A 22,921-nucleotide genomic window follows, 5' to 3' on the forward strand; every position below is an offset into this window, starting at 1 on the left:
TTTTACTCTCGAATCGTCTCTCTTGGTATTGAATCTTGTACCCTCCGCGCTTCCCTACGCTGGAAATACCGAAGCGGCTAGCAGCCCATACCTGCAGATGCACCTTCCGGGCCAGCCACCCTTGGTCCGAACCAGCAGTTCTGTTCCTGCCCGAACCATGCCGTGGGTCCACGGCTAGCCTGAGGAGACAAAGACGTGTCCATTGAGACAATCGCTACTGACAACGACGCCTTGGTACTGAGCGAAGAAGAGATCTTCGCAGCACACGAGGGCGGCAAGCTGACGATTTCCAGCACCGTTCCCCTGAACAACAAGCGTGACCTTTCCATCGCGTACACCCCGGGCGTCGCCCAGGTAAGCCGCGCAATCCACGCCAACCCCGAACTTGCCCGCACCCACACCTGGGCTGAGCGCCTGGTTGTTGTGGTCAGCGATGGCACCGCCGTCCTGGGCCTGGGCAACATCGGCCCCAGCGCTTCCCTCCCGGTCATGGAAGGAAAGTCTGCCCTCTTCAAGTCCTTCGGTGACCTCGACTCCATCCCGCTGGTTCTCAACACCACCAACGTGGACGAGATCATCGAAACCTTGGTCCGCCTCCGCCCGAGCTTCGGTGCAGTGAACCTTGAAGACATCTCCGCGCCGCGTTGCTTCGAACTCGAAGAGCGCCTCATCGAAGCACTCGACTGCCCCGTCATGCACGATGACCAGCACGGCACCGCCGTCGTGGTTCTCGCTGCCCTGACCAACGCTGCAAAGGTGACCAAGCGCGAACTGTCGGGCCTGAAGGTTGTTGTCTCCGGCGCCGGTGCCGCCGGCATTGCGATTGCCGAGATTCTTCTTGCTGTTGGCATCGAGGACGTCATCCTGCTCGACTCCAAGGGCGTAGTCAACGCTGAGCGTGCCGATCTCGTGGCCGATCCCGGTAGCGTCAAGGCCCGCATGGCTCAGCGCACCAACCCCCGCGGCGTCACAGGCGGTCCGGGCGAGGGCCTGACCGGCGCCGATGTGTTCGTAGGCGTCTCCTCCTCCAAGCTGGACGAAGAACACCTGAAGCTCATGAACGATCAGTCGATCGTGTTCGCCCTGTCCAACCCGGACCCGGAAGTTCTCCCCGAGGTTGCCCAGAAGTACGCGGCCGTAGTTGCCACGGGCCGCAGCGACTTCCCGAACCAGATCAACAACGTGCTGGCCTTCCCCGGCATCTTCCGTGGCGCACTGGACGCCAAGGCCCGCCGCATCACGCCGGCCATGAAGATCGCCGCTGCGCGCGCCATCGCTGAGTTGGCAGAAGAAGATCTCTCTGCTGATTACATCGTGCCGAGCCCGCTGGACGCCCGTGTGGCACCGGCTGTCACCGCGGCTGTTGCCGCAGCAGTGACTGAGTAGCGGTTACCAACTAAAAACCGACGACGGCGACGCCTCCCATGCTGGGGAGCGTCGCCGTCGCTGTTTGATAAGTCGCTGCCTGTTAACGAGCAACGCGGGGTCACGTACGCACCGTTATGGGGTGCCAAAGGGGCCATAGGTGACTGTGAGGATTGCGGTGGCTGGCCCATAGACTTGGGGCCATGAATGCCGAACTCGTTGTGACCATCCTGTGCGGCCTGGCCATTGCGGTTGGGGTTGCCGGGACCATCATCCCTGTCCTTCCGGGAAGCATCCTCATTGGTGCCAGCCTGCTCGCGTGGGCCATCTGGGGCGGCGCGGGAACGCTCGGCTGGGTGATCTTCGCTATCGGCATGGTGTTCGTGGTGTCGGGGATGGCCGCCAGTGCAGTGCTCACTGGGCGAAAACTAAAACAACACGGCATTCCCAACAGGTCTGTTGTGATTGGGATAGTTCTTGGCGTGGTGGGAATGTTTGTGATTCCGGTGGTCGGGCTGGTGGTGGGGTTCGCCGTCGGGCTCTTGCTGAGCGAGGTCCAGCGGACCCATGACTTCCGCACCGCTGTCCGCTCGAGCGGGGCTGCGCTCAAGGCGACCGGCCTCGGGATTCTCGTGGAGTTCGGTCTCGCTTGTGCCGCCGCGAGTACGTGGATCATCGGGGTTTGGATCAACGCCGTAAACGGTTAAGAACCTTCGCCGGGATGGCAGCAGACCCCCAGGTGCAGCCAGAACATGGGGGTCTGCTGCCATCCCGGCGAAGAGCTAGCGGAGGGTTGGTACCCGCACCTGGGCCGGGCGGAATGAAGCACCGGCTCCTGGGAACAAGGGGACATCGATCCGGGCGTGAGTGTGGATTTCCTGAACCGTATCCTTCGTGTGCTGCGCGATCTCGGCAAGCGTGGTAACCCACATGCCCTCGAGGCCCTTGACCCGTTCGATCAGCTGCTCCAATGCGACAGCCCTGGATGGCCGGCCGGAGATGAACGGGTGGTTGGTCAGGACGAAGCAGCTGCCCTGGGCATGGTGCGCCTGGGCCTCAAGAGTCCACATTTCCAAAGCCTTGGCCGGGCTTTCGATGACCCCGCTGCCCGTGATGCCGGGGTAGAACGCGTATTGCTCCCAGTCATCCAGCGCCCAATCAACGGGAATCTCCACGATGTCCCGGGGATCGTCCTCCGCCACCGACATGCGGTAGGGGGCATCGCCGTCGAGCAGGCTTGAGTCGTAAAGGAAGCCTCGGTCCGCGAGCAGCGCGGGCGACTGCCAGTTCAACTCCCACCACGGAGCCCGGTAGCCCACCGGCCGAACACCGGCAACGTTGGCAAGTGCCTCCAAGCCCCGGTCCAGGTAGCTGGCTTCGGTTGCGGCGTCGATGCCTTGCATTGGCTCGTGAAGGTAGCCGTGGTGGGCGATTTCGTGCCCACCGTCAGCGATCCTGCGCACCACATCGGGGTAGCTCTCCGCAGTGAAGCCGGGGATGAAGAACGTTCCTTTGATGTCCTGGCGATCCAGGATCTTCAGGAGCCGCGGGACGGCGACCTTTGGGCCATAGGACTGGTGGCTCATGAGGGACATGCGCCGGGTGCTGGCTGGATCGTGGGCGATAGTGCAGGACTCGGCGTCAACGTCGAAGGTGAAGGACGCTGCGGCTTTGACACCCTCGGGCCAGGTGATCGGGTGGAGGGAGTCCGCGGAGGCGGGCTGGCTCATGCTGTGGTCCTTTCGGAAACTACGGGAACTGCGGGATCGCCCGGAGCTGCTTGGGTGACGGAGACGTGGTTCGAGTCGGCAAGGACGAACTTTCGGTGCACCCGGGGCCCGAGGATTGCGTAGGCCGCCGCGCTGGTAAGTCCACCGGCCAGCCATGAGAGATCCCAGCCACCAAGTGCCACGGCTATGGGGCCTTGCATCACTGGTACCAGCCCGTACATGAACAGCCACGTGCAGAAGATGCCAACCAGCAGGGAGACGATGCCGGCCCAGTTGATCACCGGGAGACGCTTGGTCCCGACGCCGTCAAAGAGCCGTTCAACCTTTCCAGGCCAGCGCTTCTCCAGCCAGAAGTAATGCACCAACATGACGCCGCCCCAGGCAGCTACCCACGCCACCAGACCGATCAGCCAGGCGTCCAGTACCGAAGCGAAGTCCTCCTGGAAGATGAAAAACACGACGGCGAGGAGCGAGAAGACGCCGACGAACAGGTTGAGCTTGCGACGATTGATCTTGATGTCCAAGGCCTGCGTAGCCACTGAGAAGGTGTAGATGTTCAAGATGTTGGTGGCGATGGGGCCATGCAACACCATGAGGAGGACGGGAAGGGCAAGAACTCCGAAGTTCTGGACGATCAGCTTGCCGGGGTCGATCTCTCCGCTGTTTGTCGCAAGGCTCGCACCGAGGACACCGAGCCAGACCACGGGAATGAACTGGCCAAGGACCGAGGCCAAGTAGACCTTGCGCTTGGGAACCGAGGTGCTGACGAAGCGCGAGTAGTCTGCGGCATAGGTGAACCAGGTGATGCCCCAGCCGATGCCGATGGCGGTCATGACTGCACTCATCGCCGCGATCCGTTCGGATCCTTCAAGAATGTTGCCGGCCGGACCTGCATAGCCCCAGTCGATCTTCATGCCGAACCACGCCACGGCGGACATGACGGCCAGGATGATGATGGTTGGCGGGACGGTCCACTTTTCGAAAGCGGCGATCGCCTTGTAGCCGAACCAGGCAATGGCAACCTGGGCGGCCATGATGACAGTGGCTACGCCGATCTTCCAGGCGTAGTTCTTTGCGGTGGGATCCACCCAGCCCAGCGTTCCGAAGAGCGCCATGACCAGGTCCAGAATGATCCACGTATTGACCGCGCACCACCCGATGACCAGGAGTGCCTGGATGGCGGCGGGGAGGTAGTTGCCACGGCGCCCGAACGCAGCCCGGGCGAGGACCATGCCCGTGGCGCCGGTCTTTTGACCAAGGAGGACGAAGCAGCCAAACAGCAACATGCCGATCAGGTTGCCCAGGACCAGGACAAAGACGGTGTCGGCAAAGCCGAGGCCGAGGTGGATTCCGAGTGCGCCCAGCACCCAGTTGATTGGAGCAAGGTTGGCGCCGGCCCAGATCCAGAACTGACCTGAGACCTTGCGTGTGCGGTCTGACTCGGGAATGGGCTGCAGCCAGGCTTCGCTGTCATGGGCCGGCGCCGTTGCCGGACCTGACTGCGGTGAGCCTGGCTGCGGTGAGCCTGCAGCCGCTGAGCCTGGCTGCTGTGAGGCAGGGGAGAGGTTGTCTTGCATGAGGGAGATCCTCCGTGTGTGAAAGGGACTCCTTCAGCGTATGTGCCACAGATCACAGCAACAAGATACGATGTGTCTAAAGAAACTCTCTTCCGCCGTACGGAGTGTCATGTCTATCCTTCTTGGTCAAGCCTTGGAACGTGAAAGCCTCAAAGCCGCAGAGCCACGTCTCCTTAACTCGGTGACTGACGCCCTGGCCCGCCCCGTCCGGTGGGTGCACTCCAGCGAGGTTTTGGACATCGCTCCGCTCCTCAGCGGTGGGGAACTGCTCCTCAGCGGCGGCCAGGCGCTTGCGCTTGAGAGCTCCGAGCGGCAAGCCGAATACGTACGGGAACTAGCGGCCCGCGGCATAGCCGCACTGGCGCTCGAAACCGGACCGACACTGCCCGAAGTTCCTGGCCCCATGCTGGAAGCTGCCGAAGCCGCAGGCCTGCCGGTTATTGAATTGCGTCACGTTGTTCCGTTCGTCGCCGTCATGCAGGAGATCAACTCGATCCTGGTCAGCGAATCCGTCGAACAGCTTCAACGCGGCGATCAAACCAGCCACGCGATGGCCGCCGAACTCGCCCATGGCGGTGGACTTGACCAACTTCTGGCTGTCTTGGCAGAAAGGACAGGTGCCAGCGCGCGGTTGGTATCGCCGTCGGGCCTCACCCTCGGTTCTGCAGCGGTTTCTGCAGCAGGCTCAGCGCCGCCGTCGGAGGACGGCGGGCTCATCACGGTTGATGTGCCGGTCCGTGGCGTCCTCGCCGCCCGCTTGGAGCTGGACGTGCCCGACGACGGCGATAGTGGCCTCGCGCGCGTGGCGGGAGAGCGGTCGGTGGACATCCTTGGCCTGGCCCTGCTGCAGCGGATGCCGCCAGGATTGAAGGAGCTGGCGGGCATTGAACTGATGCGTGCCATCAATTCCGGGAGCCAATCGTGGCAGCTCCAGCAGCTCGGGCCGGCGTCGGGCTTTCCCGCCAATGGCCGGGTTGCTGCGCTGGTGATCCGCTCCACGGGTGCAGGGCATCTCCGCTCCGCCCTGGATGCCTTGCTGCGTGCGAACGTGCCGCACAGTGCTAGTTATGCAGATAACGCGGAGCTGATCGCACTCGCTTCCGTTGGCGATGGCGCTGCCACCCGGGCGGTGTTGATGGACGCGCTCAGGGCCTTGGAGAGGCCAGCCGGATCCGCGATAGCGCTTGGCCCGGTGGGCAAGGGGATCGACGAGGCCCCGTGGTCACTGGCCGAGGCGCGTCGGACCCTGGACCTGGATCTGGTGGGAGGTGGCGTGGTGGATGCTGAAGCCTTCGCCGTGGAGCGCCTCGCCGAGGAACATCTGGACCCAGCCACCCGCGAAGGGTTCGTGCAGCGGCAGTTGGGTGCCGTCGTCGAGCATGACCAACTGCGGCGATCCGAGCTTCTGCGGACGCTGACCGTTTGGTTGGACACAGGGTGCAACACAGCCCAGGCCGCACGCGAACTGCACCTGGAACGGCAGTCCATGCACCACCGGTTGCAGCGGATCTTCGAGCTGTGCGGTGGAGATCCCCGGGGAACGGGAAGGCTCGCGGCCCTGCACCTGGCGGTGCGGCTGGCGCGTTTGTAGGTGCCTTAAACGCCTTAAACGCCAAAACGACGGCCCGCTGCGCACTCGACGATTTAAAACGTCTACTGCGTAGCGGGCCGTCGGAATGGGGCGCGCAAGGCCCTACTTCAGCACAATCGTCCTGTTCCCATTCAGGATGATCCGCCCCTCGCAGTGCCAACGAACGGCGTTGCTGAGGGCCTTGCACTCCGTGTCCCGACCGGCGGCTACGAGATCGTCCGGTCCGAACGTGTGATCCACCTCAACCACCTGCTGCGAGATGATCGGGCCCTCGTCCAGCTCGCCGTTGACGTAGTGGGCGGTGGCACCCACGGTCTTCACTCCGCGGGCGTAAGCCTGGTGGTAAGGCTTGGCACCCTTGAAGCTCGGCAGGAACGAGTGGTGGATATTGATGGCGCGCCCGTCGAGCTTGCGGGCGAGATCGTCGCTGAGCACCTGCATGTACCGGGCCAGGACAATGAGTTCCACGTCCAGTTCGTCGATGATGTCCAGCAAACGCGCTTCCGCCGCAGGTTTGGTAGCAGCGGTGACAGGGACGTGGAAGAAGGGAATCCCGTGCCACTCCGCCAACCCCTGGTGGTCCGTGTGGTTGGACACGACGCCCACAACATCGATCGGCAGTTCACCGATCCGCGCACGGAACAGCAAGTCATTGAGGCAGTGCCCAAACTTCGAGACCATGATCAACACGCGACGCTTGGACCCTTGGCGTTCCAGCTGCCAGTTCATGGAGTATTTCTCGCCCACGGGGGAAAATGCGGCACGCAATGCATCCACAGTGGTCTCGTCCCCGGAGGACGCGAAGTGAACCCGCATGAAGAAGTGGCCCTCAGCGCGGTCACCGTACTGCTTGTTGTCGATAATGTCGCAGCCGTGCTCCAGCAGGAAGCCGGACACAGCGTGCACGATTCCGGGACCTTCAGGGCAGTCCAAGGTAAGGACGTGCTCCACGGTGGTTCCGGCGGAGGAGTCAGTAGAAGATTCGGTTTGGATGGCAGTCATGGCTAGCACTCCACTACGTTGACGGCGAGTCCTCCACGGGAGGTCTCCTTGTATTTGGATTTCATGTCGGCGCCTGTTTCGCGCATGGTCTTGATGGCTTTGTCCAGGGATACTTTGTGGCTGCCATCTCCGTGCAGGGCCAGGCGGGCAGCGTTGATCGCCTTGACGCTGGCGATGGCATTGCGTTCGATGCAGGGGATCTGCACCAGTCCGCCCACGGGATCGCAGGTGAGGCCCAGGTTGTGTTCGATGCCCACCTCGGCAGCATTTTCCACTTGCTCAGGCGTCCCGCCCAGGATCTCGCAAAGACCAGCGGCGGCCATGGAGCAGGCGGAACCCACCTCGCCCTGGCAGCCCACCTCGGCACCAGAAATGGAGGCGTTGATCTTGAAGAGAATCCCGACGGCGGCCGCCGCGAGCAGGAACCGCACGACGCCGTCGTCGTTGGCTCCGGGAACAAACTTTGTGTAATAGTGCAGCACCGCAGGAACAATCCCGGCAGCACCGTTGGTCGGTGCAGTGACAATCCTGCCGCCGGCCGCGTTCTCCTCGTTGACCGCCAAGGCGAACAGGTTTACCCATTCCATGGCGAGCAAGGGGTCCGCTGAGTTGGCCCCGTTCAGGTCCGCGTCGGTTTCGGAAAGCTTCTTGAACAACGACGGCGCCCGTCGCCTCACTTTCAAGCCTCCAGGCAGGATCCCTTCGGCAGAGCAGCCGTTGTCCACGCATTCACGCATAACAGCCCAGATGCCCAGAAGGCGCTCGCGGAGCTCCTCCTCAGACCGCCAGACGAGTTCGTTGGCCAACATGACATCGGAAATCGACATGCCCTCGCGTGAACAAATGGCAAGCAACTCGTCAGCAGTGGTGAACGGGTAGGGGAGCACGGTGTCATCGGCTACTACTTTGTCCGTGCCCGTGGCGTCCCCATCCACCACAAAGCCGCCACCGATCGAGTAGTAGCTGCGCTCACGCAATACTGCCCCGGTGTGGTCAAGCGCCCGGAACGTCATGCCGTTGGGGTGTGCCGGAAGCGACTTGCGGCGGTGGAGGACCACGTCCTCGTCCCAATTGAAGTCCACCCGGTGATCGCCGCCCAAGCGCAGTTCAGCGTCGAGGGCTGCTGCTGCCACTTGGTCGTCAGCGGTTTTGGTGTCGACGGTTTCGGGTGAGTGGCCCTGCAGCCCCAGCACCACGGCTTTGTCGGAGCCGTGGCCCCGCCCGGTGGCGCCCAGCGAGCCGAAGAGCTCAGCCTGGACGCGCACCGTGGCCGGAAGCTGGCCGGACGATTCAAGACCGTCCGTGAACTGCTTTGCCGCCCGCATCGGGCCGACCGTGTGTGAAGACGACGGCCCGATGCCAACAGAAAACAGATCAAGCACACTCAGTGCCATTAGGGGACCTCGGGGGAGGCGTACTCCCGCATGGCGTCGAGGAGCCAGCGTCCCAGGAAATCGGCAAACGAGGCCCGGGGAAAGATCCGGTAGTTCTCGTCCGAGGTCTTCCACAGCATCACGGGGATGTGTGCGAGCTCCGTTGAGACAGCCGTGCCGGCCTTGAAGACGCGCGGGTGCAGGTCCAAGGAGCACGTCTTTTCGAGCACAGCGCGGGCGTGGCTGCCGGAGAGCTCGAACGTGGTGCGGTTGGCGGACAAGTCCACCACCTGACCTTCATCGCTGCCCAGTGCCGTGGTCAGGTCACTGACCAAGGAGCCGCCCAGCGAGTCGTGGGACTCCTCCGGAGCGACCACCAGGAACTCGGTAGGGCCAAGCCAGAGTGCGTTGACTGAGCCAGAGCCCGTCACTTCACCGCAAGCGGCCGGCAAGCCGCCGGTGATGGACGCAACGCGGGTTCCGGCGTCGGACGTTCGCTCAACCCGGATACCCACCATGGCCTGGTACGGGATTTCCTTGAGCGTCACCGTGCCCGGCACTGAGCCGGACGTGAAGGCGTCAGCCAGGTGCTCGGCCGGGCTGCGGCGGGCACCCCGTACGCGGTCGACGTGTGCGGTTTCTGCTGGTGTTGCTGTTTCAGCCATCTTTGCGGGTCCCTTCAGCATCGAAAAGTACGGTTTCGCCGACAACCACGTCCACCAATTGGTCTCCCACCGAGGCCACGAGGGTCTCGCCGATGCGGTTGCGGCCGTTCTGGATCAGGGCCAGGCCGAAAGAACGGCCCAATGCGGCACTGTGGTAGCTCGAAGTCACGAAGCCTTCCATGGGGACGGGTCCGTACGCCGGGTTGACGGGGATGCCCTTCTCCACAAGCTGCGTGCCTTCCGGCAGCCTCAGCGAGTGATCCACGGGAAGGACGCTCACCAGGTGCTTGCGGTCCTCGCGGCTTGCGTCCTGGCGGAGGTAGGAGCGCTTGCCGATGAAGTCCTTGGCCTTGGAGACGATCCAGTCCATGCCGGCGTCCTGCGGGGTGACCGTGCCATCGGTGTCCTGCCCGACAATCGGGTACCCCTTCTCGGCGCGAAGGACGTGCATTGTTTCCGTGCCATAAGGGGTGATGTTGAACTCGGCACCTGCGGCAGCAACGGCTTCCCAGGTGTTGAGCCCGTACCAGGACGGGATGTTGATTTCGTAGGCCAGTTCACCGGAGAAGGAGATACGGCAAACACGAGCCTGCACTCCTGAGGCCAGTGTGGTTTCGCGGAACGTCATGAACGGGAAGGCTTCTGCGTCCAGACCACCGTTTTCGGCGAGCTGGGGAGCAACCTTCGCGATCACTGCACGCGACTTGGGACCGACGACGGCAATGGTGCTCCACTGCTCCGTGACGGATGTGAAGACCACGTCGAGTTCCGGCCACTCCGTCTGGTGCCACTCTTCCAGCCAGTCCAGCACCTTGGCAGCGCCGCCGGTGGTGGTGGTCATGAAGAAGCGGTCGTCGTCCAGGCGCAGGGTTACGCCGTCGTCGAAGATCATGCCGTCCGGGGTGCACATGACGCCGTAGCGGGCGGATCCCGGTGCGAGCTTCTTGAACGCGTTGGTGTACACGCGGTTCAGGAATTCGCCGGCGTCCTTGCCACGGATCTCGATCTTGCCGAGCGTGGTTGCGTCCATGAAGCCCACGGATTCGCGGACTGCTGCGCACTCACGCAGGACTGCCGTATCCATGTCCTCGCCGGACTGCGGGTAGTACCAAGGGCGCTTCCACTGTCCGACATCTTCGAACAGCGCACCCTGGGCAACGTGCCACGGGTGGATGGAGGTCACCCGGGCGGGGTCGAACAGCTCACCGCGCTGGCGACCAGCCAAAGCGGCGAATGCGACCGGGGTGAACGGTGCGCGGTAGGCGGTGGTGCCGATCTCGCCGACGCCCGGAACGCTTTCCGCGCCGCCGAACTTCAACGCGGCGGCGATGACGCCGATCGCGTTTACGCCGGAGGTCTTGCCTTGATCGTTGGCGGTGCTGATGGAGGTGTACCGCTTCACGTGTTCCACCGAGCGCATGCCGGCCCCGGTGGAGCGGAGGACGTCAGCCACGGACTGGTCGCGCTGGAAGTCGACGAAGTGGTGGTGCCACTCGCCCGGCTCACCGGTCTGACCGGGAACAAGCCACAGCTGACGGGTCGGGGCGCTCGCCACGGGTGCCTGCAGGTCCACCGGGGTGGTTGCGGACTCAAAGCCAGCAGCGATGGATGCTGCCGCTCCGGCCGAGATGCCCTCTGCCAGGCAGTCCTGGAGTTCGTAGCTGCCGCGGCCTGCGCCAACAACCTGCTGGTCCCGAACCACCGTGGAAGGTACAAAAGCGGCGAGTTCATCGTCCCAGCGCAGCTTGCCTTGGCGCTGGCTGTGGAGATGCACCACAGGGCTCCAGCCGCCGGAAACAGCAAGCAGATCGGCGGCGATGTGCTCGACGCCCGAGGTGAGTTCGCCGTCGTCGTTAATGCTACGGACGGTGACGCCATTCAGGCGGCCCGCGTCATCGGCGCTCGTGTCAGCAACCGCGCTGCCAATGAGGACCCGGATACCGGACTCGACGGCGGCAGCGGCCTTCGCGCTGATCTGCGGACGGGCATCGACGACGGCGGCAATCGCCACGCCTGCTGCCTTCAGGTCCGCGGCGAGCAAGTAAGCGGAGTCGTTGGTGGTGCTGATGACGACGCGTGAACCGGCAGCGACCGCGTAGCGGTTGAGGTACGTGCGGACAGCCGAAGCGAGCATGATGCCCGGGCGGTCGTTGTTCTCGAAGACCAACGGGCGCTCGTGGGCACCCGGTGCCAGGACAACCTGCTGTGCCCGGATGTGCCAGATACGCTGACGCGAAACGCCGGAGGCGGCCGGAACGGTCAGGTGATCCGTGCGGTTCTGGGCTGCGATGAAGTAGTTGGAATCGTAGGAACCGAAGGCGGTGGTGCGGTTCAGCACGGTGCATTCTTCGGCGGAGACCAACTCGGCTTCCACATCGGCAACCCATTCCAGGGCCGGCTTGCCCTCGATGGTTTCCTGCAGGCCTTCGGCGGTGGAACCGGAGAGGAGTGCACCGCCCAGTTCGGGCTGGTCGTCGATCAGGATGACGCGGGCGCCGGTGCGGACTGCTTCGCGGGCGGCTGCAAGGCCTGCAACACCGCCGCCGACCACCAGGACGTCCGTGTGGACGTACTTCTTGTCGTACTCAGCCTTGTCCTCGGCAGGGTCAAGCTTGCCCAAACCGGAGAGCAGCTCAACGTTCATGCCGTCCACGAGTGAAACGGCGGTGGCGGGAAGCATGGATTCCGCGACGTGGCCCGGGAAACGGGGAGCGATCTTGACCAAGGCGTTGGACTCTTCCACGCCGGCGGCCATGATGCCGCGGGGGCGGTCCTCGTAAAGGGAGTTGCCTGCGTTGATGTGGCCATTGGCCAGCAGAGCCGAGGCGATGGTGTCGCCGGGGTGACCGGTGAATTCCTGGCCGTCCACAGTGAAGCGCCAAGCGATGCTGCGGTCAATGCGTCCGCCGGTGGCGAGGCGTGCGTTCTTGCTGGTCACTTCTAGACTCCTTCCGAGGAGGTGGGGGCGGCAGTGGCCGTCGAGGTAGTGGGCGCGCCGGGAGCGATGCCTGTTTGCGTATCGGGGCGGGGCTGGCCCATCGCGTAGATGGAGTGGATGTCGTAGGTCACGGTGTCCCGCAGCATGTTGAACCACTGGCGGCAGCCCGTGCTGTGAACCCAGCGTTCAGCGAAAGAACCCTTGGTGTTCTCGCGGTAGAACAGGTATTCAGCCCACTCGCGGTCCGTGAGGTCGTTCGGGTTCTCCGGGTAGGCAACGTGTGCCTGGCCGCCGTAGTGGAATTCGGTTTCGTCGCGTGGCCCGCAGTTGGGGCATGAAATGAGGAGCATGTCTTTTCCCGTCCTTACTAGTGGGCCACGGCTGCGGCGCCGTGTTCATCGATCAGGGCGCCGGTCTCGAAGCGTTCCAGGGCGAAAGGCTTGTTGAGCTTGTGCGGGGCGCCGGTTGCGATGGTGTGCGCAAAGGTCAGACCAGCCGCAGGAGTGCCCTTGAAGCCACCCGTTCCCCAACCGCAGTTGACGAACATGTTCTCCACGGGGGTAAGGCCAACAATCGGCGAGGCGTCCAGCGTGGTGTCCACGATGCCGCCCCAGGTCCGGAGCACGTGTGCCCGGGCGAAGATCGGGAAGAGCTCCACGGCGGCCGCCATCTGCTCCTCGATCACGTGGAACGATCCGCGCTGGCCGTAGCCGTTGTAGGAGTCCACGCCAGCGCCCATCACCAGTTCGCCCTTGTGTGCCTGGGAGACATACACGTGGACGTGGTTGGACATGACCACCGTGGGGTGGACCGGCTCGTGCAGTTCAGACACGAGCGCCTGGAGCGGGTGGGACTGGATGGGGAGGCGGAAGCCGGCCATCTCTGCGAGGACCGAGCTGTGGCCGGCGGCGCAAAGGCCCACCTTTTCGGTGTTGATGTTGCCACGGCTAGTCTTGACGCCGGTGACCCGGTTTCCGTCCTTGATGAAGCCGGTGACTTCGCAGTTCTGGATGATATCCACGCCGAGTTCGTCGCACTTGCGGGCGAAGGCCCAGGCCACGTGGTCGTGCTTGGCGATGCCGGCACGCGGTTGGTAGGTAGCGCCCATGACGGGGTAGCGGATGTTGTCGCTGGTGTTCAGGATGGGGCAGAGTTCCTTGACCTGGTCAGGCTCCAGCCACTCCGCGTCCACACCATTAAGGCGGTTGGCGCCTACGCGGCGCATGCTCTCACGGACGTCGCCCAGGGTGTGGGCGAGGTTCATCACGCCGCGCTGGCTGAACAGGAAGTCGTACTCCAGCTCTTCCGGCAGGATTTCCCACAGCTTGAGGGCGTGCTCGTAAATCGCAGCACTCTCGTCCCAGAGGTAGTTGGACCGGATGATGGTGGTGTTGCGGGCCATGTTGCCACCGGCCAGCCAGCCCTTTTCAAGGATGGCAATGTTGGTCATGCCGTGGTTCTTGGCCAGGAAGTAGGCCGTTGCCAGGCCGTGCCCGCCGCCGCCAACAATAACGGCGTCGTAGCTCTTCTTTGGGTCCGGGTTGCGCCAGAGGAAGTCGGGGTGTTCGGGGAGGTGGTCCGCGCTCACTGGGCTGCTCCAATCATTTCTTCGAGTTCAGTTGCGGCGTCGTTGCCGTTACTGAGATGTGGGTAAAGCGGGAACTTGTCGGCCAGGGCGGTTACGCGGCGGCGGAGTTCGACGGCGGTGGCTTCGTCCAAGGTGACGTCACCTTCGGTGCTGCTTTCAGTGTTTGCTTCGGCTCCGCTGTTCGCTGCGGCGATCAACGCCGTCGCAATGATGTCCGAGACTTCGGTGAAGTCCTCAGCGCCGAAGCCGCGGGCGGCAAGGGCGGGCGTGCCGATGCGCAGGCCCGAGGAAACCATCGGCGGGCGGGGGTCGAAGGGGACAGCGTTGCGGTTGACCGTGATGCCGATGCGGTGCAGCGTGTCCTCTGCCTGCTGTCCGTTAAGGACGGAGTGGCGGAGATCGGCGAGCACCAGGTGGACGTCGGTCCCACCGCTGACCACGGAAATGCCGGCTGCGGCCACGTCGTCCTGGAGGAGGCGATCTGCCAGGATCTTGGAACCTTCAAGTACGCGGACCTGGCGTTCCTGGAATTCGGGCTCAGCGGCCATCTTGAACGCTACGGCCTTGGCTGCGATGACGTGCTCCAGCGGGCCACCCTGCTGTCCGGGGAAGACGGCGGAGTTGACCTTCTTGGCGATGTCGGCGTCGTTCGTCAGGATGACGCCACCGCGCGGACCGCCCAGGGTCTTGTGCGTGGTGCTCGTGACAATGTGGGCGTGTGGGACCGGGCTTGGGTGCAGTCCAGCTGCAACCAGGCCAGCGAAGTGGGCCATGTCCACCATCAGGTAGGCGCCCACCAGGTCCGCGATGCGGCGGAACTCAGCGAAGTCCAACTGGCGGGAGTAAGCGGACCAGCCGGCGACGATCAGCTGCGGCTTGCTCTCGAGGGCGAGGCGCTCAACTTCAGCCATGTCTACGGTGTGGGTGTCCTCGCGGACGCCGTACGGAACAACCTTGTACAGCTTGCCGGAGAAGTTGATGCGCATGCCGTGGGTCAGGTGGCCGCCGTGGGCAAGGTTCAGTCCCATGATGGTGTCGCCAGGGTTGATCAGTGCGTGCATGGCCGAGGCGTTTGCCTGGGCTCCGGAGTGGGGCTGGACGTTGGCGAATTCTGCGCCAAACAGGGACTTCAGGCGGTCGATGGCCAGCTGCTCGATCACATCAACGTGTTCGCAGCCGCCGTAGTAGCGCTTGCCCGGGTAACCCTCGGCGTACTTGTTGGTAAGGACCGAGCCCTGTGCTTCCATGACGGCCGTGGGGGCGAAGTTCTCAGAGGCGATCATTTCCAGCGTGGACTGCTGGCGGATGAGTTCCAGGGCGATCGCCTGATCGACCTCCGGGTCCGCCTGTGCGAGCGGGCGGATCAGCGGTTCAACCATGGTGTTCTCCTTCAAAAGCTTGTCTAGTGGCCGACTGTTAGGCAACTGATATATTAGAACTATTGCCATAGTATGTTGAAGATCACAAGGTCGTCAACAGGTCTGCGGTAACTCATCCAGCAGACTGAAGTACGACAACGGGAGAGAGCAATGAGCGCCGCATTGGAAGCACTGGAATCAGCTCCGCAGGGTTCGTCCCTGGCGGAGAACGCCTACCTGCTCCTGCGCGACAGGCTCATCATGCTGGACATCAAGCCCGGTGACCCCATCAACGATGGTCAGATTGCTGCAGAACTGGGCATTGGACGTACACCCGTCCGCGAGGCCATTAAGCGTCTCGAAAGCGACCACTTGGTGGTCTCCTACCCACGGCGCGGGACGTTCGCCACCGGCGTGGACATCACCCAGCTCGCTGAGGTCTCCGAGATCCGCGAACTTCTGGAACCGTTGGCGTCAAAGAAGGCTGCCCGCATGGCCAGCCCTGCCATGCGCTCAGAGCTCCGCGCTGTCGCAGGTGCAATTCGTGATCTTGAAGGCCAGGACAATTCCTCCCAGGAACTCATGCGCTACGACATCCAGGTTCACCGCCTGATCTACAAGGCCTCGGCGAACGCACACCTGGAAGACGTCCTGATCCGGTATGACAACCTCGCCACCCGCATCTGGTGCTACATGCTGGAACGGATGCCCTCCGTCTCAGGCCACATCTCCGAGCACGCAGAACTGCTGACAGCCATAGCCGACGGCGACGAAGACCGCGCCGCCGAGCTCGCCCTGCACCACGTAGTCAGCTTCGAAGAGACGATCCGCAAGGTCCTCTAGGGTCTCATCTGCTCGGCCTCGCTGCCTGAGTCGCCTCCGTCCGCTGCCGTCTGTCTCCGGCGGCGGGGTCATCCTCTGCGCGCTCGCTCCTTCGTCGCTTAGACGCGCGCTGCCGGATAACGCCGCCCCCTCCCGATGTTCTCTCACATCCTGCGGCCTTTTGGCCGTCCTTCTCTCACGTCCAGCGGTCTTCTGGCGGACGTTCTCTCACGTCCTGCGCCGGCGGCTGAACAGCTGCCGCGCGCTAAAGCCCGACGTCGGCACTGGCCGTGGTGCCCGACGTTGGGCTTTCTTGATGAAAGTGAGAGAACGTTCCGAAGTGGGCCGCGCGATGTGAGAGAACGTCCGGGGGAAAGCGTTGGGATGTGAGAGAGGATCCGGGGGCTTGAGGCGGCTACTGCAACTCAGTCGCCTTGAATGCAACAACGGCCAAATCGGGTTCACTATCGCTGAACAGACCAGGACGGCCGGAAAGTGCCTAGAATGACTTTTGGAAACACTCTTGACCGTGACGCGGCCCACACGTAGTCTGATGCAACAGCGTTGCTTCTACTGCAACCCCAAATATTCTTGGTGGACACATGAGTAATGAACTTTCCTCTGTGGCAGCCGCGCCGGGAGATCGGTCCAATGACGGACACGGCACCTCTCCCGAGCCCGGCCCCAATCACACAGTCAGCAAGGACACGCGCCGACGCGTCGTCATTGCAAGCTTCATCGGCAACTTCGTGGAGTGGTTCGACTACGCCGTCTATGGATACCTGGCCGGCATTATCTCGACCGTTTTCTTCCCGGAATCCGATCGTCAAACAGCCCTGCTCGCGACATTCGGCGTCTTTGCAGTCAGCTTCTTCGTAAGGCCGCTCGGCGGATTCATCTGGGGCCACATCGGAGACAGGCTGGGCCGGAAGCAGGCGTTGTCGCTCTCGATCGTCCTGATGTCGGTGGCCACGTTCTGCATCGCCCTGATCCCGGGGTACGCCACTATCGGCGTGATGGCCCCCATCCTGCTGCTGCTCGTAAGGGTGGTCCAGGGCTTCTCCGCTGCAGGGGAGTACGCTGGTGCGTCCGCCTTCCTGGTGGAGTATGCGCCGTCGAATCGTCGCGGACTCTATGCCGCCGTCGTGCCTGCCAGTACCGCAGCGGGTCTCCTGCTGGGCTCCTTGCTGGCCGCCCTGCTGAGTTCAGTCCTGACGCCAGAACAGCTGAACGAGTGGGGTTGGCGCCTGCCGTTCCTGTTGGCGGCGCCCATGGGCTTGATCGGCAGGTACATCCGCACCAAGCTCGAGGACACGCCTGCGTTCCGTGAACTGTCCGAGAAGGAGCCCGCAGTCAAGACTCCGGCCCTGGCGATGTTCAAGACCTACCGTAAGCAACTCATCATCGCCACGGGTGCAGTGCTGTTGAACGCAGTGGGCTTCTACGTGATCCTCAGCTACATGCCCACATACCTGTCTGTGGAACTGGGCTTCGGAGCGGCGGAATCGTTCCTGGCTACCACGATCGCCCTGGCCAGTTACATCGGATTCATCTTCCTGACCGGCATTGCGTCGGACAAGTTTGGTCGCAAACGCATGCTCATCACCGCGTCCGTCCTGTTCGTGGTGCTGACCGTCCCTGCGTTCATGCTCCTGGATACGCGCAACTTCCTGGTGATCGTGCTGGTCCAGATCCTGCTGGGCGGAATGCTCACCCTCAACGACGGCACCCTGCCCAGCTTCCTGGCCGAACTCTTCCCGACGAAGGTCCGCTACACGGGCTTCGCGGTCAGCTTCAACCTCTCCAACGCGTTGTTCGGCGGCACCGCGCCGTTCATGGCAACGCTTCTCATCGGCATGACCCACAATCAGCTGGCCCCCGGCTGGTACCTCGTGGCTGCCGCCCTTGTTTCCCTCATCGCAGTCCTGTTCGCCGCCGAGACTTCCAAGAAGCCACTGCAGCAGGTCTGAAACCAACAACCCCTTGAAAGGAACAACCATGACCATCACCGAGAACGAGGCCGTCAACGATGTGGCCAAGCTCGATCGACTCAAGGTCCTCAACAACGGCGAGAAGGTCTCCCTGACTTTCTCCGATGCAGAGTTTGAGCGTCGCCTTGCCGGGCTTCGCAGCATCATGGCCGAGAAGGACCTCGACGCCGTCATCCTCACCAGCTACCACTCCATCAAGTACTACTCCGATTTCCTCTTCACCTATTTCGGCCGCTCCTACGGCATGGTGGTCACCAAGGATGACACCGTCACCATTACGGCAAATATCGACGCCGGTATGCCTTGGCGCCGCAGCTACGGCGACAACCTGGTGTACACGGACTGGCGCCGGGACAACTACATCCACGCCATCCAGGAAGTCCTGCGCACCCGCGGCATCAACCCCCGCCGCATCGGCGTCGAGGACGACTCCCTGCCGCTGGACAACCTCAACAAGATCCAGGCCGCATTCTCCGGAGCAACGCTGGTGGATGTTGCCCAAGCAGCGATGCGCCAGCGCATGATCAAATCGGACGAGGAAATCGCCGTCATCAAGCATGGCGCCCGCATTGGCGATCTCGGCGGCGAGGCAATCCGCAGCGCCATCACTGCCGGCATCACTGAGTACGAGGTCGCCTTGATCGGCACCGAGGCCATGGTCCACGAGATCGCCCGCACCTTCCCGGATTCGGAAATCCGTGACACGTGGGTCTGGTTCCAGTCCGGCATCAACACCGACGGCGCGCACAACTGGGCAACCACTCGAAAGATCCAGGAACACGACATCCTGTCCCTGAACTGCTTCCCGATGACCAGCGGTTACTACACGGCGCTGGAACGCACCCTGTTCTACGGCGAACCGGACGCGCGCTCCTTGGAGCTGTGGAACATCAATGTGGAGGTTCACAAGCGCGGCCTGGAACTCATCAAGCCCGGCGCAGTCTGCAAGGACATCGCGGCTGAGCTCAACGAGATCTACGTCGGTCACGGGCTCCTGGCAAACCGCACGTTCGGCTATGGCCACTCCTTCGGCGTCTTGAGCCATTACTACGGACGCGAAGCGGGCCTTGAACTGCGCGAAGACATCGATACCGTGCTGGAACCGGGAATGGTGGTTTCCATGGAACCGATGATCACAGTCCTGGACGGCCAACCGGGTGCCGGCGGCTACCGCGAGCACGACATCCTTGTTGTCGGTGAAGACGGTGCGGAAAACATCACCAAGTTCCCCTTCGGCCCTGAGTACAACATCATCGGAGCCTAGGTGACCGGGCCGGTGGGCGCAGTGCACGGCGTCCACCGGCCCAGCCCGGTCACGGTCCGCCAGCTTCGGCCAAATATAGTGAACCCATGACTCCCACGGAATCCAACGACGTTTCAGGCAACGGCGAAGCCAAAGGTACCTCGGTCATTGTCAATGCCATCGCGGTCCTGCGGAGTTTCAGTGCCGAAGAGCCGCTGTTGGGGGTTACTGAAATCGCTGGGCGTATTGGCCTGCACAAGAGCACAGTTTCCCGCATCCTGGCTACGCTGGAGCAAGAGCACTTGGTGGAGCGCGACGTCGATTCGCGCAGGTTCCGCTTGGGGCTGGGAATGATCGCCATGGCGGGCCCACTCCTGGCGGAACTCGAAGAGCGGCGCGTGGCGTATCCGGTACTACGCGAATTGACCGAGCGCACAGGGGAGACCAGCGCGCTCATGGTCTGGAACGGCACTGAATCCATGAGTGTGGAGCAGATCCCCAGCCGGCACCAGGTTAAGCACCTGGCCCCGTTGGGAGTACGTTACAACGAGGCACTCAGCTCCTCTGTTCAGGTCTTCCTGGCCGCGGAGGACAAGGATCGCGTCCGTAATCTACTCCGGAGCGGTGCGGTCAGCCTTCCGGGCTTCGATGAGGAAGCAGTGGAGGCGTACCTGCAGCGGTTGGAGGACTCCACGAAGCGCGGCTGGGCTGTGAACTTTGGCGAGACGTCCATCGAGGAAGTGGGCGTGGCCTCGCCCGTCTATGACCACAGAGGCAACATTGTGGCGTCCGTGCTCATCCCCGCACCAAAGTTCCGGGTCTCGCAGGACACGCTGACCAGCCTCGGCGAAGCTTGCGCCGACGCGGCGGCCAAAGTCACCACCCGCCTTGGTGGCCGCGCCCCGCGCTGAACTGCAGGACTCGCAAGCCACAGGACGCGCAGCCACAGGACCCGCGAGCTGAAAGGCGCGGAGGTCACAAGAAGCCGCTGGCCCAGAGGATGAATCTTCTGGCTCGCAGGTGGAGATCGGCTGCTGGATACGTCATTTGGCCCAGAGGCGTGTTCCAGCGTGGATAGTCTGGCTGGCATGGAAAGAACACTGAAGGTATTCCGGCGTTGGGGCGCCCCTGCGGCGGCCGTAATCTTCTTCGTGCTGTGGTGCGTAGCCGAGGCTGGACGCATGGGTCCGTGGCCGGGCTTCTATTGGCCGGGTGCTGTCCCGCTGGTCCTGATGACTATAACTATCGCGCTTTCCGCGTGGAGGCCGTACTTTTCGCTGACCGCCACTGCGGCACTTCTGCTTGGTCAGCTGCTCTACGTGTTTCCGCCCATGTTTTCCAATCACTGGGCAATCTATTTGGGGTCGTTCATAGCACTGGGCTTCATTATGTGGAGGGGTTCCAGACTTCAACGAATCGTGGCTGCGAGCTCCAACCTCATGTTTGCAGCCGTCATGACTTACATGATGATCTCCTTGCGGTATGGACAGGGCGTTGGCTGGTTCAGGCCCCTGTTCATGGGAGACCGCATTGCCCTCAGCCAATATTGGTGGCAGTTGTTCCCTCTTTTGCTGCTTGTAGCTGCTGCGTGTGGAACCGCCGGGATCCTCCTGGCGCTGTACGAAGATCGAGGGACGTTGTCCAAGGCCCAGGCACTCACGCAAGCCAGCTTGAGGGAAACTTCCCGCGCTATACGAGTGCGCTCCTGCTCCACTACCAATTCGATTTCACCTGCACGATGTGTTGGCTCATTCTTTGGCTGTCATCGCCGCACAAGCAGACGGCACACGGTACTTGAGTCAGGGCCAACCCAAACCTGTTCTGGAAGCGCTGGAGAACATAGCTACATCCGCCCGGCACGCCTTGGTTGATGCGCAACGAGTCATTGAAGGCGTTCGGGACGATGGGTTAGTCAGTCCCCAACCCCGGATCAGCGATGTACAACCTCTGATGGAACGGATGCGTCACGGCAATCTCAATATTCAGCACAGCGAGAGCGGCGTACCCGTTGAACTCGGCGCAGGGCAACAGCTGGCAGTATTCAGGATCGTCCAGGAATGCCTCACTAACGCGTTGAAGCATGCAGGCCGGGGTACGGCAGTGCGCGTGCACTTCGACTGGAGTGGGCCTGGCCTTACACTCCACGCTTCCTCAGAGCTTCCGGTGTCCGTTTCATTGGGGGAAACGGACGCCGGTCATACCGAAGACCGGGTGGGGCGGGGCATCCCAGGGATGCGTGAGCGCGCCCATCTGGCAGGAGGCTGGTTGACGGCGGGGCCTGACGGGGAGCAGTTCCGCGTCACCGCCTTCCTTCCCTACGGGGCGCGGGCAGGGATGTCGCCTCTCCCACCGGAGCCCCCTCTGGTGCTTGAGGAGCTGGCTGCTGTTCCGGAGGCCGCTGAGCGTGGCTGACTCGTCCGCACTTATTACCGTCGCCTTGGTTGACGACCAACCCCTGTTTCGCGCTGGAATCCGGATGTTGGTGGAAAGCCAACCGGACATGCGGTTGGCTTGGGAAGCATCTGATGGCAAACAGGCCGTGGAATTCGCAGCCGAGCAGCCGCCCGACGTCATTCTCATGGACCTGCGGATGCCAGAGATGGACGGCGTCACGGCAACCCGCCTGATCATCGAGTTGGCGCAGATGGGCGGCTCCGACCAACCCAAGATCATTGCGTTGACCACCTTTAACCGTGATCACGCTGTGGTGGAGGCCGTTCAGGCTGGCGCCAGCGGGTATCTGCTCAAGAGTGCTGAGCCGGAGTTTCTGTTGGCCGCCATTCGCACGGTCCATTCCGGCTATTCCGTGATCGCGCCCGGTTCTGTGCACGATCTCTTCCAGCATGCGGCGCGGACAGTGCAGGTTGCTGGCCCCAATCTCTCTGTTTTGGAACCTTTATCGGCTCGGGAGAGGGACGTTTTCCTTCTCGCAGCAAAGGGATTGGGCAATGGCGAGATGGCGGAGAGCCTGTTTGTGTCCGAAGCTACTGTGAAGAGCCATCTGCGAAGCGTGCTCACGAAGCTTGGCGTCCGGACACGTCTCCAACTCGTGGCATTCGCCTACGAAAACAGGTTGCTCGGCTAAACGCCGAGGCAAAGAATAGAGGCAAAAAATAACGGCGACCGTCCCCACTAAGGGGCCGACCGCCGTCGTTCGTTGAGCCGACGTCCGCGAGGTTACATCCTCCGGCGTGCCGTCGTTGTCTCGTCCATGGCATCCCTGCCCAGCCAAGCACCCAGACCGATCATGGCCACGCCAAGAACAAAGTGCAGCCAGTTGTCAGCGGTGTTGAACGGAACAAAGTTGGCGCCCGTTTCCTGGTTGATGATCAGGCCGTAGATCCAAAGAACGAGATATACGGCGCCGCCGCCAATGAGGAAGAGGCGAGCCATACGTCCTGTCCTGGCCATGGCCAAACCGGCCACGCCAAACAGAAGATGGACGATGTTGTGGAGAATGGATACTTGGAATACTCCAAGCAGCATGGCGCCGGATTCATGTCCCGCAAAGGTCATGGCGCCGTAATTGGTGGTGATTCCGGGGATAAAGCCCAGAACACCTACCAGCAGAAAAACAATGCCAACGCCCATGGCGGTGTTGTGAAGCGACAACCCCATCGCATGATGGTGTTCGGTGGGGTGCGAAGCGGTGGTCATGAAGTCCTCCCTTTCACGCTG

The 22,921-nt window shown here is 62.7% G+C and carries 19 protein-coding genes and 1 pseudogene; 10 read left to right on the plus strand and 10 right to left on the minus strand.

Going from position 1 to position 22,921, the window contains the following annotated elements:
* Positions 1–195 precede the first annotated feature (195 nt).
* A complete protein-coding gene (locus AC1DD7_RS14230; protein WP_431117021.1) occupies positions 196–1,386 on the plus strand; it encodes an NAD(P)-dependent malic enzyme in 1,191 nt (396 codons plus the stop codon).
* A 182-nt stretch (positions 1,387–1,568) separates the two neighbouring features.
* Entirely contained in the window at positions 1,569–2,072 is a 504-nt protein-coding gene (locus AC1DD7_RS14235; protein WP_477515491.1) for a DUF456 domain-containing protein, read from the plus strand.
* A gap of 75 nt (positions 2,073–2,147) precedes the next feature.
* On the opposite strand, the gene AC1DD7_RS14240 is transcribed toward AC1DD7_RS14235, so the two are convergent.
* Both AC1DD7_RS14240 and AC1DD7_RS14245 read right to left on the minus strand, forming a co-directional pair.
* The gene (locus AC1DD7_RS14240) at positions 2,148–3,095 is read right to left on the minus strand and encodes a polysaccharide deacetylase family protein (protein ID WP_477515492.1); all 948 of its coding nucleotides are present in this window, start codon (positions 3,093–3,095) and stop codon (positions 2,148–2,150) included.
* A complete protein-coding gene (locus AC1DD7_RS14245) occupies positions 3,092–4,672 on the minus strand; it encodes a purine-cytosine permease family protein (RefSeq protein ID WP_477515493.1) in 1,581 nt (526 codons plus the stop codon). The genes AC1DD7_RS14240 and AC1DD7_RS14245 overlap by 4 nt, the downstream gene beginning before the upstream one ends.
* Positions 4,673–4,781: 109 nt before the next feature.
* Between AC1DD7_RS14245 and AC1DD7_RS14250 the strand changes: the two genes are divergently transcribed.
* Complete coding sequence (locus AC1DD7_RS14250) at positions 4,782–6,263, plus strand: PucR family transcriptional regulator (protein ID WP_477515494.1); 1,482 nt, start codon at positions 4,782–4,784, stop codon at positions 6,261–6,263.
* A 102-nt stretch (positions 6,264–6,365) separates the two neighbouring features.
* On the opposite strand, the gene purU is transcribed toward AC1DD7_RS14250, so the two are convergent.
* From purU to glyA, 7 genes are read right to left on the minus strand one after another with little or no spacing between them, the layout of a single operon-like run.
* Positions 6,366–7,265, minus strand: coding sequence for a formyltetrahydrofolate deformylase (purU, locus tag AC1DD7_RS14255; RefSeq protein WP_431117016.1), 900 nt, complete (start codon positions 7,263–7,265; stop codon positions 6,366–6,368).
* A gap of 2 nt (positions 7,266–7,267) precedes the next feature.
* Entirely contained in the window at positions 7,268–8,659 is a 1,392-nt protein-coding gene (locus AC1DD7_RS14260; protein WP_477515495.1) for an L-serine ammonia-lyase, read from the minus strand.
* Positions 8,659–9,303 (minus strand): sarcosine oxidase subunit gamma, encoded by a 645-nt coding sequence (locus AC1DD7_RS14265; protein ID WP_477515496.1) that lies wholly within the window; start codon positions 9,301–9,303, stop codon positions 8,659–8,661. Before AC1DD7_RS14265 ends, AC1DD7_RS14260 begins: the two co-directional genes overlap by 1 nt.
* Positions 9,296–12,241: a sarcosine oxidase subunit alpha family protein gene (locus AC1DD7_RS14270; protein ID WP_477515497.1), complete on the minus strand. Its 2,946-nt coding sequence runs from the start codon at positions 12,239–12,241 to the stop codon at positions 9,296–9,298. Before AC1DD7_RS14270 ends, AC1DD7_RS14265 begins: the two co-directional genes overlap by 8 nt.
* Before the next feature lie 2 nt (positions 12,242–12,243).
* The gene (locus AC1DD7_RS14275; protein ID WP_477515498.1) at positions 12,244–12,591 is read right to left on the minus strand and encodes a sarcosine oxidase subunit delta; all 348 of its coding nucleotides are present in this window, start codon (positions 12,589–12,591) and stop codon (positions 12,244–12,246) included.
* Positions 12,592–12,608: 17 nt separating this feature from the next.
* A complete protein-coding gene (locus tag AC1DD7_RS14280; protein ID WP_431117011.1) occupies positions 12,609–13,829 on the minus strand; it encodes a sarcosine oxidase subunit beta family protein in 1,221 nt (406 codons plus the stop codon).
* Positions 13,826–15,208 (minus strand): serine hydroxymethyltransferase, encoded by a 1,383-nt coding sequence (gene glyA / locus AC1DD7_RS14285; RefSeq protein WP_477515499.1) that lies wholly within the window; start codon positions 15,206–15,208, stop codon positions 13,826–13,828. The genes AC1DD7_RS14280 and glyA overlap by 4 nt, the downstream gene beginning before the upstream one ends.
* 150 nt (positions 15,209–15,358) lie before the next feature.
* Here glyA and AC1DD7_RS14290 point away from each other — a divergent pair, with 150 nt between their 5' ends.
* The 7 genes and pseudogenes from AC1DD7_RS14290 (at position 15,359) to AC1DD7_RS14320 (ending at position 22,328) form a co-directional block, all read left to right on the plus strand.
* A complete protein-coding gene (locus AC1DD7_RS14290; RefSeq protein ID WP_477515500.1) occupies positions 15,359–16,030 on the plus strand; it encodes a GntR family transcriptional regulator in 672 nt (223 codons plus the stop codon).
* 581 nt (positions 16,031–16,611) lie between these two features.
* The gene (locus tag AC1DD7_RS14295; RefSeq protein WP_477515501.1) at positions 16,612–17,979 is read left to right on the plus strand and encodes an MFS transporter; all 1,368 of its coding nucleotides are present in this window, start codon (positions 16,612–16,614) and stop codon (positions 17,977–17,979) included.
* 28 nt (positions 17,980–18,007) lie between these two features.
* On the plus strand, positions 18,008–19,264 hold the full coding sequence (locus AC1DD7_RS14300; RefSeq protein WP_477515502.1) for an aminopeptidase P family protein: 1,257 nt from the start codon (positions 18,008–18,010) through the stop codon (positions 19,262–19,264).
* An 86-nt stretch (positions 19,265–19,350) separates the two neighbouring features.
* Positions 19,351–20,154, plus strand: coding sequence for an IclR family transcriptional regulator (locus AC1DD7_RS14305; RefSeq protein WP_477515503.1), 804 nt, complete (start codon positions 19,351–19,353; stop codon positions 20,152–20,154).
* Between the two features lie 829 nt (positions 20,155–20,983).
* Positions 20,984–21,091 (plus strand): annotated as a pseudogene (locus AC1DD7_RS14310) (hypothetical protein); the annotation flags it as partial.
* Between the two features lie 111 nt (positions 21,092–21,202).
* On the plus strand, positions 21,203–21,655 hold the full coding sequence (locus AC1DD7_RS14315; RefSeq protein ID WP_477515564.1) for a sensor histidine kinase: 453 nt from the start codon (positions 21,203–21,205) through the stop codon (positions 21,653–21,655).
* The gene (locus tag AC1DD7_RS14320) at positions 21,648–22,328 is read left to right on the plus strand and encodes a response regulator (protein ID WP_477515504.1); all 681 of its coding nucleotides are present in this window, start codon (positions 21,648–21,650) and stop codon (positions 22,326–22,328) included. Before AC1DD7_RS14315 ends, AC1DD7_RS14320 begins: the two co-directional genes overlap by 8 nt.
* A 92-nt stretch (positions 22,329–22,420) precedes the next feature.
* Here the strand turns inward: AC1DD7_RS14320 and AC1DD7_RS14325 are convergent, their stop codons facing one another.
* Positions 22,421–22,900, minus strand: coding sequence for a DUF4383 domain-containing protein (locus AC1DD7_RS14325; protein ID WP_431117001.1), 480 nt, complete (start codon positions 22,898–22,900; stop codon positions 22,421–22,423).
* Positions 22,901–22,921 lie beyond the last annotated feature (21 nt).

It is taken from the genome of Paenarthrobacter sp. 10L412, from assembly GCF_056395565.1.

What these genes read in the sequence shown, in the direction of transcription:
- AC1DD7_RS14290 (WP_477515500.1), top strand. Translation starts at nt 15,359, where the DNA reads ATGAGCGCCGCATTGGAAGCACTGGAATCAGCTCCGCAGGGTTCGTCC.
- AC1DD7_RS14235 (WP_477515491.1), top strand. Translation starts at nt 1,569, where the DNA reads ATGAATGCCGAACTCGTTGTGACCATCCTGTGCGGCCTGGCCATTGCG.
- AC1DD7_RS14265 (WP_477515496.1), bottom strand. Translation starts at nt 9,303, where the DNA reads ATGGCTGAAACAGCAACACCAGCAGAAACCGCACACGTCGACCGCGTA.
- AC1DD7_RS14325 (WP_431117001.1), bottom strand. Translation starts at nt 22,900, where the DNA reads ATGACCACCGCTTCGCACCCCACCGAACACCATCATGCGATGGGGTTG.
- AC1DD7_RS14295 (WP_477515501.1), top strand. Translation starts at nt 16,612, where the DNA reads ATGAGTAATGAACTTTCCTCTGTGGCAGCCGCGCCGGGAGATCGGTCC.
- AC1DD7_RS14260 (WP_477515495.1), bottom strand. Translation starts at nt 8,659, where the DNA reads ATGGCACTGAGTGTGCTTGATCTGTTTTCTGTTGGCATCGGGCCGTCG.
- glyA (WP_477515499.1), bottom strand. Translation starts at nt 15,208, where the DNA reads ATGGTTGAACCGCTGATCCGCCCGCTCGCACAGGCGGACCCGGAGGTC.
- AC1DD7_RS14300 (WP_477515502.1), top strand. Translation starts at nt 18,008, where the DNA reads ATGACCATCACCGAGAACGAGGCCGTCAACGATGTGGCCAAGCTCGAT.
- AC1DD7_RS14240 (WP_477515492.1), bottom strand. Translation starts at nt 3,095, where the DNA reads ATGAGCCAGCCCGCCTCCGCGGACTCCCTCCACCCGATCACCTGGCCC.
- AC1DD7_RS14305 (WP_477515503.1), top strand. Translation starts at nt 19,351, where the DNA reads ATGACTCCCACGGAATCCAACGACGTTTCAGGCAACGGCGAAGCCAAA.
- AC1DD7_RS14275 (WP_477515498.1), bottom strand. Translation starts at nt 12,591, where the DNA reads ATGCTCCTCATTTCATGCCCCAACTGCGGGCCACGCGACGAAACCGAA.
- AC1DD7_RS14250 (WP_477515494.1), top strand. Translation starts at nt 4,782, where the DNA reads ATGTCTATCCTTCTTGGTCAAGCCTTGGAACGTGAAAGCCTCAAAGCC.
- AC1DD7_RS14245 (WP_477515493.1), bottom strand. Translation starts at nt 4,672, where the DNA reads ATGCAAGACAACCTCTCCCCTGCCTCACAGCAGCCAGGCTCAGCGGCT.
- purU (WP_431117016.1), bottom strand. Translation starts at nt 7,265, where the DNA reads ATGACTGCCATCCAAACCGAATCTTCTACTGACTCCTCCGCCGGAACC.
- AC1DD7_RS14315 (WP_477515564.1), top strand. Translation starts at nt 21,203, where the DNA reads ATGCGTCACGGCAATCTCAATATTCAGCACAGCGAGAGCGGCGTACCC.